The organism is Pseudomonas sp. FBF18, assembly GCF_024261405.1.
In the GTDB taxonomy this organism is placed as follows: domain Bacteria; phylum Pseudomonadota; class Gammaproteobacteria; order Pseudomonadales; family Pseudomonadaceae; genus Aquipseudomonas; species Aquipseudomonas palmensis.
In genome coordinates this window covers 1-13,604 of the sequence record NZ_QKRS01000005.1, presented here as the reverse complement: position 1 = coordinate 13,604, position 13,604 = coordinate 1, and the positions used below count along the sequence as shown (strand labels likewise).

The following is a 13,604-nucleotide window of genomic DNA, read 5'->3' as shown; positions in this document are numbered from 1 at the left end:
GTGGTAGCCGGGACTCTTCATGCAGCCGTATCAGCGCGAATTCATTCGTTTTGCCATCGATCGTGGGGTTCTGCGCTTCGGTGAGTTCACCCTCAAGTCGGGCCGCATCAGCCCGTATTTCTTCAACGCCGGCCTGTTCAACAGTGGCGCTGCCCTGGCTCAGCTCGGTCGGTTCTATGCGGCGGCGATCGTCGACAGCAAGATCCCGTTCGACGTGCTGTTCGGCCCGGCCTACAAGGGCATCCCCCTGGCTGCCGCGACGGCGGTGCAACTGGCCGAGCACCATGGGCTGGATGTGCCGTGGTGCTTCAACCGCAAGGAAGCCAAGGCGCACGGCGAGGGTGGCAGCCTGGTGGGCTCGCCACTGGCAGGCGACGTGCTGATCATCGACGACGTGATCACTGCCGGCACGGCCATCCGCGAGGTGATGCAGATCATCCAGGGCCAGCAGGCCAGGGCGGCGGGCGTACTGATCGCGATGAATCGCCAGGAGCGTGGCAACGGCGACCTGTCGGCGATCCAGGAAGTGGAGCGTGACTTCGGCATTCCGGTGGTCAGCATCGTATCGCTGACCCAGGTGCTGCAGTTCCTCGCCGATGACCCGGCGCTCAAGCAGCACTTGCCGGCCGTCGAGGCCTACCGGGCCCAGTACGGTATCTGAGGCAAACAAAAAGGCGACCCGCGGGTCGCCTTTTTTGTACCTGTGGTGGCCCGCTCCTGTAGGAGCCGGCCTTGCCGGCGGATTCCTCAGCGGGGTTCGTGATTGGTAATCAGGGTACCCACGCCGCTGTCGGTGAAGATCTCCAGCAGCACCGCATTCGGCACGCGGCCGTCGATGATGTGCGAGCTGTGCACGCCGCCCTGTACTGCTTCCAGTGCGCAACGGATCTTGGGCAGCATGCCGCCGTAGATGGTGCCGTCCGCGATCAGTTCGTCAACCTGCTCGGTGGTCAGGCCGGTGAGCACGGTGCCCTGCTTGTCCATCAGGCCGGCGATGTTGGTCAGCAGCATCAGCTTCTCGGCCTTGAGCGCTTCGGCCACCTTGCCTGCCACCAGGTCCGCGTTGATGTTGTACGACTCGCCGTTGGCACCCACGCCGATTGGCGCGATCACCGGGATGAAGTCGCCCTTGACCAGCATGTTCAGCAGGTCGGTGTTCACCCCGACCACTTCGCCCACATGACCGATGTCGATGATTTCAGGGCTGGTCATCTCTGGCGTCTGGCGGGTGACGGTGAGCTTCCTGGCGCGAATCAGCTCGGCGTCCTTGCCGGTCAGACCGATGGCGCTGCCGCCATGACGGTTGATCAGGTTGACGATGTCCTTGTTCACCTGGCCGCCGAGCACCATCTCCACCACGTCCATGGTCTGCGCATCAGTGACGCGCATGCCATCGACAAACCGGCTTTCGATGGACAGGCGCTTGAGCAGGTCGCCGATCTGCGGGCCGCCGCCGTGCACCACCACCGGGTTGATGCCGACTGCCTTCATCAGCACCACGTCGCGGGCGAAGCCGGTCTTGAGCTCTTCGCTCTCCATCGCGTTGCCGCCGTACTTGATCACCAGCGTCTTGCCGACAAAGCGGCGGATGTAGGGCAGCGCTTCGGACAGTACCTGGGCGACATGGGTGGCGGCATCACGATCAAGGGTCATGCAGGGCTCCAGTTGGAACAAGGGGTCGGTCAGAACGTTGGTTGCAGATCAGGGGCTGCGCGCTTGAGCTGGGCAAGGAACACGTCCTTGATTCGCTGCAGCTCGGCTTCGCTGTCGGCCTCGAAGCGCAGTACCAGCACCGGCGTGGTGTTGGAGGCGCGAACCAGGCCCCAGCCGTTGGGGTAGTCGACCCGTACACCATCGATGGTGGTCAGGTTGGCGTCTTGGCCCCAGTCGGCGTCGCGTTGCAGTGCCTCAATGATGCTGAATTTACCCTCGTCCGTCACATCAATGTTGATTTCAGGGGTACAAATATCGTTCGGGAACGCCGCGAACAGCGTTTCGGCATCGCTATCGGCCTTGCTCAGGATCTCCAGCAGGCGCGCGGCGCTGTAGATGCCGTCGTCGAAACCGTACCAGCGCTCCTTGATGAAGATATGCCCGCTCATCTCGCCGGCCAGCAGGGCGCCAGTCTGCTTCATCTTCTTCTTGATCAACGAGTGACCTGTCTTCCACATCAGCGCGCGGCCGCCGTACTGTTCGATCAGCGGGGTCAGGCGGCGGGTGCATTTGACGTCGAAGATGATCTCGGCGCCCGGGTTGCGCGCCAGCACGTCCTGGGCGAACAGCATCAGCAGGCGATCGGGGTAGACGATGTTGCCGGTGTTGGTCACTACGCCGACACGGTCGCCGTCACCGTCGAAGGCCAGGCCCAGGTCGGCGCCGCTTTCCTTGACCTTGGCGATCAGGTCCACCAGGTTTTCCGGCTTGCCCGGGTCGGGGTGGTGGTTGGGGAAGTTGCCGTCGACCTCGCAGAACAGCGGGATCATCTCGCAGCCCAGCGCCTCGATCAGCTGCGGGGCGATCACCCCGGCGGCGCCGTTGCCGCAGTCCACCGCCACCTTGAGCTTCTTCGCCAGCTTGATGTCGCCGGTGATCTGGGTGAAGTAGCGGTCCAGGATCTCGACCTTCTCGACGCTGCCTTCGCCGCGGGTGAGGTCGTTGGTCTGCAGGCGGATCAGGAGGGCCTGGATCTGCTCATTGGCCAGGGTGTCGCCAGCGATGACGATCTTGAAGCCGTTGTAGTTCGGCGGGTTGTGGCTGCCGGTGAGCATCACCCCGGACTTGCCGGCCAGCACGTTGGCGGCGTAGTACAGGGCTGGCGTGGGCACCAGGCCGACGTCGCTGACCTTGCACCCGGCCTCGACCAGGCCCTTGATCAGTTGCTCGACCAGCATCGGGCCGGACAGGCGACCGTCGCGGCCAACCGATACATGCGGCTCGCCCTGGGCCAGGCTCTGTGCACCGATGGCGCGGCCGATCCAGTAGGCGGTTTCGGCGGTGAGGCCTTCGCCGACCACACCTCGGATATCGTAGGCGCGGAAGATGCTGGCGGGGAGGTTCGGGGTCATGCGTTCCATGTTGCTCACCTGGGGAAACTCCAATTGGAAGGGGCTATGTTGGGTCGACGGTCGCATGCGCTGCAGGCACCCGGCGCGCCGCGCGGCTAAAAGATGTCCGGCTTTGACGGCATTTTCGACATAGAGTTCTTGAGCCGGGCGATTCATCCGTCGATCACCTCTGGAAGATCGCCCCGGGCTGAAAGTGCAGGCTCCATGCATCGTTGAAGGTCCCTATCGGGGTTATTGCCGGGCTATCACTTTCGCCTGCGCTGGCCAGTACGGCCTGAGGGTCGTCGAACACGCCTTGCACGAGGCTGGCCTTGCCGATTTCCGGCATGTCTATTTTCAGAGCAGCACTTACACGTTGCAGCTCGAAAGTCATGAGCAGCACGGCCTGCACCGGGCCTGTCGCACTGCCTCGAATGGGCGTGACACTGTGGATATGCAGTTGCCCGTTGGTCGGGTGGGCCTCCAGGTTCGGTGGTACCCCGCGTTCGGCTCGTCCGATCATGTCCAGCAATGGCGGGCTGAGTGAGCGGTCGTGGAGGCTCTCGCGCCTGGCCTGGCCGGGCGTGAGCAACCGACTGCTGACCAACCCTTCGAGGTAGCTGAAGTCGTCCAGCACCTGGCGCGCCTGGCGGGCGTCAGCCGCCTTGGCAGCGGCAAGCAGGGCCGGATGGCGGGCCACGGTGTCGACCTCGGACACCAGACGGGCGATCTGCTGGTCGAGCGCAATGACCAGCCCGAAGGCCGGAAAATACGTCTGCAGGTTACGTTGCTCGCGTTGCAGAGGGATTACCAGCGTCAGCCACACCGCGAGCCCGGCGACGAGCATGCCGGCCAGGCCCCAATACAGGCCTGGCAGCAGGGCTCGCGCGTTGTTCAATGGCTGCCCGAATGGCCGAAGCCGCCAGCGCCACGCTGGGTTTCGTCGAAGGTTTCGACGATGTCGAAGTGCGCCTGTACCACCGGTACCAGCACCAGTTGCGCAATGCGCTCGCCGATGGCGATGGTGAAAGGGGTCTGGCCGCGGTTCCAGCACGACACCATCAGCTCGCCCTGGTAGTCCGAATCGATCAGGCCGACCAGATTGCCCAGCACGATGCCGTGCTTGTGGCCCAGGCCCGAGCGCGGAAGGATCAGCGCGGCCAGGCCCGGGTCGCCGACGTAGATCGACAGGCCGGTAGGGATCAGTATGGTCTGGCCCGGCTCCAGGACGGTCTCTTCCTTGAGCATGGCGCGCAGGTCGAGGCCGGCAGAACCGGGGGTGGCGTATTGCGGCAGCGGGAATTCGCTGCCAAGGCGCGGATCGAGAATCTTGGCTTGTAAGGCGTGCATGCAGAGTTAAACCTGGCTGAGACGTTCGGCGATGAAGGCTACCAGCTGACGGGCGATCTTGCCCTTGCTGGTCTGTGCAAAGAGTGTTGCTTGAAGTTGGCGATCGATCACGCTGCAGGCGTTCTCCTCGCTGTTGAAGCCGATGCTGGGGTTGGCCACGTCATTGGCGACGATCAGGTCGAGGTTCTTGTCCTTGAGCTTGCGCGCGGCGTAATCGAGCAGGTGTTCGGTCTCGGCGGCAAAGCCGACGCTGAACGGGCGGTCGGGGCGGGTGGCGATGGTGGCCAGAATGTCCGGGTTGCGCACCATCTGCAGCAGCAGGCCGTCACCTGTCGTAGGGTCTTTCTTGAGCTTTTGCGGGGCGACGACTTCGGGGCGGTAGTCCGCAACCGCAGCCGATGCGATGAACACATCGCACGGGATCGCCGCTTCGCACGCGGCGAGCATGTCCCGCGCGCTCACCACGTCGATACGGGTCACCCGGTCGGGTGTGGGCAGGTGCACCGGCCCTGTCACCAGGGTTACCCGAGCACCGGCTTCCACCGCCGCTTCGGCCAGGGCAAAGCCCATCTTCCCCGAGCTATGATTGGTGATGTAGCGCACCGGGTCGATGTTTTCCTGGGTCGGGCCTGCGGTAATCAGCACGTGCTTGCCGGTCAGCGACTGGCGCTTGAAGGTTTCGGCGGCGCACCAGGCCAGGTCGGTGGCTTCGAGCATGCGGCCAAGGCCCACGTCGCCACAGGCCTGGCTGCCGGAGGCCGGGCCGAACACCTGGATGTCGCGGCTTTGCAGCAGCTGCAAGTTGGCCTGGGTGGCCGGGTCGCGCCACATGGCCTGGTTCATGGCCGGTGCCAACGCCACGGTGGCGTCGGTAGCCAGTACCAGGGTGGTCAGCAGATCGTTGGCAACGCCTTGCGCCAGGCGCGCGATCAGGTCGGCGGTGGCAGGTGCGATCAGCACCAGGTCGGCCCACTTGGCCAGTTCGATATGGCCCATCGCCGCTTCGGCGGCAGGGTCGAGCAGGTCCATGTGCACGGGGTGCCCGGACAGGGCCTGCATGGTCAGCGGGGTGATGAATTCGGCCCCGCCGTGGGTCATGACGACGCGCACTTGCGCGCCGTGCTCCAGGAGTCGGCGAACCAGCTCGGCGCTCTTGTAGGCAGCAATGCCGCCGCCGACGCCAAGAACGATGCGTTTCCGATACAGCCGCTGCATAGGCTTGCCTTTCTTTGATCAGTGTTTGCACGCGGCGACGACGCCTCCCCAGGCCGAATCGTCGCGTAAAAAGAGGGGGCTACGATAGCACAGGGCTGAAATGGGGAGCAGCCACACACAGACAGAGGGACAGCTATGGGTATCAGGGATTGGCCGTCGGCGGAACGCCCGCGGGAGAAGTTGCTGGAGCGAGGGGCCGCGAGCCTGTCGGACGCCGAGTTGCTGGCGGTGTTCCTGCGCACCGGTGTGGCAGGCAAGAGCGCGGTGGACCTGGCGCGCCACCTGTTGCAGCAGTTTGGCGGCTTGCGGCAACTGCTGGAGGCCGATCAGCCGACGTTTCAGCGTGAGCTGGGGCTGGGCCCGGCGAAGTATGCGCAACTGCAGGCGGTGATGGAAATTGGGCGCCGGCACTTGGCCGAAACCATCATCCGCGACCCGGCGTTGCAGAGCCCGGGGGCGGTCCGGCGTTACCTGAAATCGATGCTGCGTCATGAAGAAAGCGAGGTGTTCGGCTGTCTGTACCTGGACAACAAGCACCGTCCTCTAGGGTTCGAGGCGTTGTTCCGCGGGTCCATCAGCAGTGCCAACGTCTACCCTCGGGAAGTCGTCAAGCGGGCGTTGGCCAGAAATGCCGCAGCATTGATCCTTTGCCACAATCATCCGTCAGGTGTTTCCGAGCCAAGCCAGGCAGATATCAATCTGACCCTGCGCTTGCAGAAAGCCCTGGGCCTGATCGAGGTGCGGGTGCTGGATCACATCATCATCGGCGATGGGGAGCCATTGTCGATGGTGGAGCGGGGCTTGTTCGCTGCCTGACGCTGCTGTGCGTGGGCGGTACTAGTCGATCAGCTTTGTTGCAACAAACGACGCAGCCAGCCCGACAACCGAAGCCAGCAGCAGGTAGTGACGCACCACAAGCTCGGTTCTGATCGTGGCTGGAAAGGACTCCACGTCTGCGGCCTGCAGCGATCCTGTTCTGATGAAGAGCTTCGCATGAGCCAGAAGCGCAGCGATGCATACGGTAAACACGATTCTGCCAAACACGGTGTTGTACATCACCGGGCGCTGTCGATTCACCACCGCCTTGCAGTTGGCAAGGTACCGGGATGCACTGGTCATGTAGCGCATGCCAGCCTGTGCGTACTGGGTGGCGACCCACCCCAGGCCGGCGATGCAAGGCAGTTGCAGTGCAAGGGGCAGCCAATAGGGTGAATACCCGCCGAGCCCGAACTCCGTCGGCTCGCCCTGGTGCTGAACGGCTTTGAGCACCTGCAGGGCAAGGGCCAGCAGCACCAGAACGGCCAGCATTGCCAGCCTGAGGTGGTGGCTAAGAACCAGCAGCGTTCTGAGGTTGCCGGGGAAGCGCTTGATGTCCTCTGCGCTCAGGCCCCCGAACTCGACCGGGCAATCGGGGTAGGCCAACAGGCCGGCGATGTCGCCCACTGCCCTGAATCGTTGGCGCAGGCCCAGGTTGAGGCTGTACCGATGAGCGTCAACCAGCGGCGAGTTGTGAAGGTGCTCGAGTGCTTCGGCCAATCGCTGGGTAGCAATGTAGAGAAGCAGTGCGCCGAAGACCACCGGGCCGAGTATCAGTGCCACGGTGAGGCCGGCGATAGCCGCTTCGATCCAGTATTCAATATCCAATGCGGCTATCCGTACGGTGCGGTTCGCTGGGCAACCATCGTAAGTCGATGGCGAGAGTCACCTGGCGGCCTGAACACGCGCTGCAGGCTGCTGCAGTGTCCTTCGGGCTACCAGAGGACGCTGTCAGGAGCCTGCAGGCGCGAGTCGTTCAGCGTGCGGTCTTCACCGTGGCAAAGTCCTGCCGGCCGAACGGGCTGACCGTGTAGCCCTCCACATCCTTGCGCATCAGCACCGCTGCCGTGGGGTGCGCCAGTGGCAGCCACAGTGCCTGCTGCTGGATCAGCCCCTGGGCCTGCTGGTACAGGCGGCTGCGCACGCTCTGGTCGTTGGTGGTCTTGCCGGCACTGATCAACTGGTCCAGGCGCTTGTCGCAGTACCGCGCGAAGTTGGTCCCCGACTCGACTGCCGGGCAGGCAAACTGCGGGCTGAGGAAGTTGTCGGGGTCGCCGTTGTCGCCGGCCCAGCCCATGAACAGCAAATCGTGCTCACCGGCCTTGGCACGGCGGATCAGCTCGCCCCATTCGATCACGCGAATCTCGGCCTTGATGCCGACCTTCGCCAGGTCTGCCTGCAGCAGTTGTGCCCCCAGGCTCGGGTTGGGGTTGAGCAGGCTTCCCGAAGGGCGCGTCCAGATTGTGGTGCTGAAGCCGTCCGGCAACCCGGCCTTGACCAGCAGCGCCTTGGCTTTGGTCGCGTCGGTCGGGTAACCCGGCAAGTCCTTGGCGTAGCTCCAGGTGTTGGGCGGCAGGGGGCCTTCAGCGGCGACTGCGGTGCCTTCGAACACGGCCTTGAGGTAGCTGGTCTTGTCGAACGCCAGGTTGATCGCCTGCCGTACCTCGACCTTGTCCAGCGGCGGGTGCTGGCTGTTGATCGCGACGAACGCGGTCATGAACGCCTCGGTCTTCTCGACCTTCAGGTTTGCGTCTTCGGCGGCTGCCGCAACGTCCAGCGGCTTGGGCGACAGGGCGATCTGGCACTCGTTGCGCCGCAGTTTCTGCAGGCGCACGTTGGCGTCGGGGGTGATCGCGAAAATCAGCGGGTCGACGCTCGGCTTGCCGGCAAAATAGTCGGCATTGGCGCGGTAGCGGATCACCGCGTCCTTCTGGAAACGCTGGAACACGAACGGGCCGGTGCCGATCGGCTGGCTGTTGAGCTTCTCCGGGGTGCCGGCCTTGAGCAACTGGTCGGCGTATTCGGCCGAATAGATCGAGGCGAAGCCCATGCTCAGGGTGGCGAGGAAGGTCGCGTCCGGATGGTCGAGGGTAAAGCGCACGCTCAGCGGATCGGGTGCCTCCACCTGCTTGATCAGGCTAGGCAGCTGCAACGACTGGGCATGCGGGTAGCCGCTCTGGGTGATCTTGTGCCAGGAGTGGGCGGGGTAGAGCATGCGCTGGAAGCTGAACAGCACGTCGTCGGCGTTCAGCACGCGGCTGGGCTTGAAGTACGGCGTACTGTGAAACTTTACCCCCGGGCGCAGCTTGAAGTCGTAGACCAGGCCGTCGGCCGATACCGTCCAGCTTTCGGCCAGGCTCGGCACCACCTTGCCGCTGGTGGCGTCGAATTCCACCAGCCGGTTCATGAGCACATCGGCAGAAGCATTGGTGGTGGTCAGCGCGTTGTACTGCACCACGTCAAAGCCTTCGGGGCTGGCCTCGGTACATACGCTCAAGGCGCCTGCCTGGGCCAGTGCGGGGCTTAGCAGCGCTGCGAGCAACAGGGGTAAAGCGGCACGACGCATGGTGACTCCTTGGCTGATCAATGGCCCATCTGCCCGTGCAGTCTGGAAAACTCCTACCCTAGTGCGCAAGGCCGTAAATGGCCAACTCCTTTTTCAAGGAATATTGCGACGAGCGGTTTTGTCGCTGGAAGCCCTGCATCCGGGCGGCCTGGGTTGATTCATGCATCGTGCGATCACATCAAATGTTGTTGTACCCCGGCCTTTCTGGTATAAAGCAGCGCTCTTTTCTAGGGGCTCGGTTTGTCGCATCTGCAGATCTTGCCGATAAGACCCTGAAGAAACACGGCGCCTGGCGCCAAAGACTGAGAGATTAAGCGGCCAACCCATGCCGGGTTGGGCATGTGGTTTTAGAGGGCTGAGGCATGTCGAGAGTCTGTCAAGTTACCGGTAAGGGTCCGGTAACCGGGAATAACATTTCCCACGCGAATAACAAAACCCGTCGTCGTTTCCTGCCGAACCTGCAGCATCACCGCTTCTGGGTCGAGTCGGAGAAGCGTTTCGTGCGTCTGCGCGTTTCTGCCAAAGGCATGCGTATCATCGACAAGCGCGGCATCGATGCCGTTCTGGTCGAAATTCGCCGTAACGGCGCCAAGGTCTAAGGGAGAAAATCATGCGTGAATTGATCCGTCTGGTGTCGACCGCTAATACCGGCCACTTCTACACCACCGACAAGAACAAGCGCACCACTCCGGACAAAATCGAAATCAAAAAATTCGATCCGGTTGTTCGCAAGCACGTGATCTACAAGGAAGCCAAGATCAAGTAATTGATCCCGGCTTACGAAAAAAGGCCCGCATCTCACGATGCGGGCCTTTTTTTATGGCGATTTTCTGTTCAGCCGAAATGGAAACCGCTGATCAGGCCCGCCTCGTTGCCGCTGATGTTCACGCGTTGCGGGTCCATTTCGCGGGTCGACATCTCGCCGATGCCGACCACGCGCTGGCGCCCGGTCAGTTCGCTGATGTAGGCCTTCACGGTCGGCACGTAGCGGGTGCCGACCAGGCGGCCGATGCAGGTGAGCACTTCGTCGTTGCTCAGCTGCAACGCTTCGATGGGGCAGACGACAGGTTGATCCTTTTGCATGGTGAGGCTCCTTGAGTTCAGGTGGGTCCGGATAAGGACCTCGCCATGCTCGCGCCAGGGAGGGCTGGCGCGGCGGTATCTATCTATGGCCTATGCCTTGGGCTCGAACATCACGTAGATCTTGCGGCAGGTCTCCAGCACCTCCCAGGTGCCCTTGAAGCCGGCCGGGATCACGAAGCGGTCACCGGTGCGCAGGGTCTTGGCGTTGCCTTCTTCGTCGCGCAGCACCGATACGCCGTGCACGATCTCGCAGTATTCGTGTTCAGTGTAATTGACGGTCCATTGCCCGGGCGCTCCCTCCCACACGCCAGCGGCGAATTGCCCGCAAGGGCTGGCGTAATGGTTGTAGACCGCCTGCTCCGGGTCGCCCTTGAGCACTTTTTCGGCAGCCGGGCGGTAGCGCTCGGCCTCGGTCAGAACCTGTGCGAAATCGACAATCTGCTGGATATTCATGTTTGGGTCCCCTGATTGTTAAATAAAGTGCACATCACTAGGCATTTGGCCATGTATTGTCAAATATATTGATAATTCAGGTGCCAGAGTTTAGGGTGTCGAGTGCCGTAGAGCGACAATCGCTCCGGCCGTATTCTGACAGCGCCCTGGCCCCTCGTGCGGCGCTGCATTTCAACAACAGGAGGAGTTTCGTATGACCACCCTGACTCGTGCGGACTGGGAACAGCGTGCCCAGCAACTCAAGATCGAAGGCCGTGCTTTCATCAATGGTGAATACACCGCCGCCGTTTCCAACGCCACGTTCGAGTGCCTGAGCCCGGTTGACGGACGCCTTCTGGCGCAGGTCGCCAGCTGCGACGAGGCCGACGCCCAGCGCGCCGTGGAAAACGCCCGCGCCACCTTCGAGTCCGGCGTGTGGTCACGCCTGGCCCCGGCCAAGCGCAAGGCTACCCTGATCCGTTTCGCCGCGCTGCTCAAGCAGAACGTCGAGGAGCTGGCCCTGCTCGAAACCCTCGACATGGGCAAGCCGATCAACGACTCGCTGAACATCGACGTGCCGGGCGCTGCCCAGGCACTGAGCTGGAACGGCGAAGCCATCGACAAGATCTACGACGAAGTCGCGGCCACCCCGCACGACCAGCTAGGCCTGGTAACCCGCGAGCCTGTGGGTGTGGTGGCGGCCATCGTGCCGTGGAACTTCCCCCTGCTGATGGCCAGCTGGAAACTCGGCCCGGCGCTGGCCACCGGTAACTCGGTGGTGCTCAAGCCGTCCGAGAAGTCCCCGCTGACCGCCATCCGCATCGCCCAGCTGGCCATCGAGGCCGGTATCCCGGCCGGCGTGCTGAACGTGCTGCCTGGCTACGGCCACACCGTCGGCAAGGCTCTGGCCCTGCACATGGACGTCGATACCCTGGTGTTCACCGGCTCGACCAAGATCGCCAAGCAGCTGATGATCTACGCCGGCGAATCGAACATGAAGCGCGTGTGGCTGGAAGCCGGCGGCAAGAGCCCGAACATCGTGTTCGCCGATGCCCCGGACCTGAACGCCGCTGCCGCCGCCGCGGCAAGTGCCATCGCCTTCAACCAGGGCGAAGTGTGCACCGCAGGTTCGCGTCTGCTGGTCGAGCGCTCGATCAAGGACAAATTCCTGCCGCTGGTACTGGAGGCCCTCAAGGCCTGGAAGCCTGGCAACCCGCTGGACCCGGCCACCACCGTTGGTGCCCTGGTCGACACCCAGCAGATGAACACCGTGCTGTCCTACATCGAGGCTGGCCACACCGATGGCGCCAAGCTGCTGGTGGGCGGCAAGCGCATCCTCGAAGAAACCGGCGGCACCTATGTCGAACCGACCATCTTCGACGGCGTGAGCAACGCCATGCGTATTGCCAAGGAAGAGATCTTCGGCCCGGTACTGTCGGTGATCACCTTCGACAGCGTCGAAGAAGCCATCCAGATCGCCAACGACACCCCTTACGGCCTGGCCGCAGGTGTATGGACCGCCGACATCAGCAAGGCGCACAAGACCGCCAAGGCCTTGCGTGCCGGCAGCGTGTGGGTCAACCAGTACGACGGTGGCGACATGACTGCGCCGTTCGGTGGCTTCAAGCAGTCGGGCAACGGCCGTGACAAGTCGCTGCACGCACTGGACAAGTACACCGAGCTCAAGGCCACCTGGATCAAGCTGTAAGGTCATGGGCGCGGCCTGGTGCCGCGCCCCGAGCGATCCGCGCCACAGCCGGGCCCTGCGTTAGCGCAGGCCCGGCTGTGTTGCTTGTGGCGATCCATCATTCTGCGAGGAAGTACACATGCGTTGGGCTACCTACTTCGCCGTGCTGTCGTCGGTTCTGAGCGTCGGCCTTGCCCTGGGCGTGAGCATGCCGTTGGTATCGCTGCGTCTGGAGAGCTGGGGCTATGGCAGCTTTGCCATTGGCGTGATGGCGGCGATGCCGGCAATTGGCGTGCTGGTTGGCGCCAGCCTGTCCAGCCGCCTGGCGGCGTATTTCGGCACCGCCACGCTGATGCGCCTGTGCCTGCTGGCCGGTGCGTTGTCCATCGGCCTGCTGGCGCTGCTGCCCAGCTATCCGGTGTGGCTGGCGTTGCGCCTGCTGATCGGGGTGATCCTGACCATCGTGTTCATCCTTGGCGAAAGCTGGATCAACCAGCTGGTGGTCGAGCAATGGCGTGGCCGCCTGGTGGCGCTGTATGGCAGCAGCTATGCCCTCAGCCAGCTGGCCGGGCCGCTGCTGCTGGGCGTGCTGGGTTCGGAGGATGACCTGGGCTTCTGGATCGGGGCCGGGTTGCTGGTGGTGGCACCGCTGGTGCTGATCGGCCGCAGCGGGGCGCCCAGCGCTGAAGCCTGTGGTGTGGGCCTGCGTGACCTGGTGGGCTTCTGCCGGCGCTTGCCGGTAATCGCCTGGGCCATTGCGCTGTTCGCCGCGTTCGAGGCGATGATCCTCACCCTGTTGCCGGTGTACTGCCTGCAGCAGGGCTTCACCACCGAGCTGGCGCTGTTCATGGTCAGTACCGTGGTGGTGGGCGATGCGGTGCTGCAACTGCCGATCGGGGCGCTGGCCGACTACATGTCTCGCCGTACGCTGTTCACCGGATGCGCCATGACCCTGCTGGTGTCGAGCCTGGCCATTCCGGTGCTGATGCACACGCCGGCGATCTGGCCATTGTGGGTGCTGTTCGGCGCCAGTGCCGGTGGCCTGTTCACCCTGTCGCTGATCCTGATCGGCGAACGCTATCGCGATGATGCGCTGGTGCGCGCCAACGCCCACGTGGCGCAGCTGTGGGGCATCGGCTGCCTGATCGGGCCATTGGCTGCTGGGGCCGGTAGCCAGTGGGTGAGCGGGCATGCGTTGCCGCTGCTGATGGCGGCGGGCGCGTTCGGGCTGGTGCTGTTGGCGATGCGGCCGAATGCCTTCGAGCCTGCCACGGCCTAGGGCCGCTTTGTACCGGTTGAATCCCCTCGAGGAGTGCTCTTCTCAGGGGATTTCATCTTTTACCCAGCTGCGCAACTTCTTGCGCACCAAAATGTGGATAAACCTGTGCATACATTGCTGCGGGCCATACTC

Annotated in this window: 14 protein-coding genes and 1 pseudogene; 6 read left to right on the top strand and 9 right to left on the bottom strand. The window is 63.4% G+C overall.

Annotated elements, in window-relative coordinates; all coding sequences use genetic code 11:
• Positions 1 to 19: 19 nt before the first annotated feature.
• Positions 20 to 661: an orotate phosphoribosyltransferase gene (gene pyrE, locus DN387_RS09820; RefSeq protein WP_043859861.1), complete on the top strand. Its 642-nt coding sequence runs from the start codon at positions 20 to 22 to the stop codon at positions 659 to 661.
• A gap of 86 nt (positions 662 to 747) precedes the next feature.
• Here the strand turns inward: pyrE and argB are convergent, their stop codons facing one another.
• From argB to coaBC, 5 genes and pseudogenes are all read right to left on the bottom strand, one after another.
• Positions 748 to 1,653 carry an acetylglutamate kinase gene (argB, locus tag DN387_RS09815; protein WP_043859860.1) on the bottom strand — a complete coding sequence of 302 codons (906 nt, stop codon included), beginning with the start codon at positions 1,651 to 1,653 and terminating at the stop codon, positions 748 to 750.
• A 29-nt stretch (positions 1,654 to 1,682) separates the two neighbouring features.
• A pseudogene (locus tag DN387_RS09810) lies at positions 1,683 to 3,053 on the bottom strand (phosphomannomutase/phosphoglucomutase); the annotation flags it as partial.
• A 175-nt stretch (positions 3,054 to 3,228) separates the two neighbouring features.
• The gene (locus DN387_RS09805; protein ID WP_043859858.1) at positions 3,229 to 3,942 is read right to left on the bottom strand and encodes a hypothetical protein; all 714 of its coding nucleotides are present in this window, start codon (positions 3,940 to 3,942) and stop codon (positions 3,229 to 3,231) included.
• Complete coding sequence (gene dut / locus DN387_RS09800; protein WP_043859857.1) at positions 3,939 to 4,394, bottom strand: dUTP diphosphatase; 456 nt, start codon at positions 4,392 to 4,394, stop codon at positions 3,939 to 3,941. The genes DN387_RS09805 and dut overlap by 4 nt, the downstream gene beginning before the upstream one ends.
• A 6-nt stretch (positions 4,395 to 4,400) precedes the next feature.
• Positions 4,401 to 5,609 (bottom strand): bifunctional phosphopantothenoylcysteine decarboxylase/phosphopantothenate--cysteine ligase CoaBC, encoded by a 1,209-nt coding sequence (gene coaBC, locus DN387_RS09795; protein WP_043859856.1) that lies wholly within the window; start codon positions 5,607 to 5,609, stop codon positions 4,401 to 4,403.
• Positions 5,610 to 5,744: 135 nt separating this feature from the next.
• On the opposite strand from coaBC, the gene radC reads away from it, so the two are divergent.
• Positions 5,745 to 6,425, top strand: a complete 681-nt coding sequence (radC, locus tag DN387_RS09790; protein WP_054916674.1) for a DNA repair protein RadC — start codon at positions 5,745 to 5,747, stop codon at positions 6,423 to 6,425.
• 21 nt (positions 6,426 to 6,446) lie between these two features.
• Here radC and DN387_RS09785 read toward each other — a convergent pair whose 3' ends face one another.
• Together DN387_RS09785 and DN387_RS09780 are read right to left on the bottom strand one after the other, a co-directional pair.
• On the bottom strand, positions 6,447 to 7,253 hold the full coding sequence (locus DN387_RS09785) for a hypothetical protein (RefSeq protein ID WP_054916673.1): 807 nt from the start codon (positions 7,251 to 7,253) through the stop codon (positions 6,447 to 6,449).
• A gap of 148 nt (positions 7,254 to 7,401) precedes the next feature.
• Entirely contained in the window at positions 7,402 to 8,991 is a 1,590-nt protein-coding gene (locus tag DN387_RS09780) for an ABC transporter substrate-binding protein (RefSeq protein ID WP_054916672.1), read from the bottom strand.
• 362 nt (positions 8,992 to 9,353) lie between these two features.
• Between DN387_RS09780 and rpmB the strand changes: the two genes are divergently transcribed.
• Both rpmB and rpmG read left to right on the top strand, forming a co-directional pair.
• Positions 9,354 to 9,590 carry a 50S ribosomal protein L28 gene (gene rpmB, locus DN387_RS09775; protein ID WP_043859852.1) on the top strand — a complete coding sequence of 79 codons (237 nt, stop codon included), beginning with the start codon at positions 9,354 to 9,356 and terminating at the stop codon, positions 9,588 to 9,590.
• 11 nt (positions 9,591 to 9,601) lie between these two features.
• The gene (gene rpmG, locus DN387_RS09770; protein ID WP_010225867.1) at positions 9,602 to 9,757 is read left to right on the top strand and encodes a 50S ribosomal protein L33; all 156 of its coding nucleotides are present in this window, start codon (positions 9,602 to 9,604) and stop codon (positions 9,755 to 9,757) included.
• Between the two features lie 68 nt (positions 9,758 to 9,825).
• On the opposite strand, the gene DN387_RS09765 is transcribed toward rpmG, so the two are convergent.
• Together DN387_RS09765 and DN387_RS09760 are read right to left on the bottom strand one after the other, a co-directional pair.
• A complete protein-coding gene (locus DN387_RS09765) occupies positions 9,826 to 10,029 on the bottom strand; it encodes a hypothetical protein (protein WP_054916677.1) in 204 nt (67 codons plus the stop codon).
• A 135-nt stretch (positions 10,030 to 10,164) separates the two neighbouring features.
• Positions 10,165 to 10,527 (bottom strand): cupin domain-containing protein, encoded by a 363-nt coding sequence (locus DN387_RS09760; protein ID WP_043859851.1) that lies wholly within the window; start codon positions 10,525 to 10,527, stop codon positions 10,165 to 10,167.
• Between the two features lie 193 nt (positions 10,528 to 10,720).
• Between DN387_RS09760 and DN387_RS09755 the strand changes: the two genes are divergently transcribed.
• Together DN387_RS09755 and DN387_RS09750 are read left to right on the top strand one after the other, a co-directional pair.
• Positions 10,721 to 12,214: an aldehyde dehydrogenase gene (locus DN387_RS09755; RefSeq protein ID WP_043859850.1), complete on the top strand. Its 1,494-nt coding sequence runs from the start codon at positions 10,721 to 10,723 to the stop codon at positions 12,212 to 12,214.
• A 118-nt stretch (positions 12,215 to 12,332) separates the two neighbouring features.
• Complete coding sequence (locus tag DN387_RS09750) at positions 12,333 to 13,472, top strand: MFS transporter (RefSeq protein WP_043859849.1); 1,140 nt, start codon at positions 12,333 to 12,335, stop codon at positions 13,470 to 13,472.
• Positions 13,473 to 13,604: the final 132 nt, after the last annotated feature.